We start from the raw sequence: 265 nt of genomic DNA, 5'->3' as shown, positions 1-265 counted from the left end.
AACGTCAATCCGACGCGCGTCTTTACGTACAGCGCGACTCCAGGACAAGGGCTGTTCAGCGATTTAGAAGCGCTTGTGAATGACTTGGAAGCTGGCAAGAGCGGCCAAGAGCTGAACGGTTATTTATCCTATATTGACAAGCACATCGACAACGTCTTGGCCGAGCGTGCCGAGCTTGGCGCGCGAAGCAACCGCCTTGAGCTGATGGAAGCGCGTGTCGATGAACAGGAAGTGATCGCCCAACAAATTTTGTCGGACAATGAAG

Annotated in this window: 1 pseudogene; it reads left to right on the top strand. The window is 53.2% G+C overall.

What is annotated here, in order from left to right:
* Positions 1 to 265, top strand: a pseudogene (locus LD028_RS09100) (flagellar hook-associated protein FlgL); the annotation flags it as partial.

It is taken from the genome of Anoxybacillus sp. LAT27 (assembly GCF_022030075.1).
Lineage (GTDB): Bacteria > Bacillota > Bacilli > Bacillales > Anoxybacillaceae > Anoxybacillus > Anoxybacillus kestanbolensis.
This window is presented reverse-complemented; position numbering and strand designations above follow the sequence as displayed.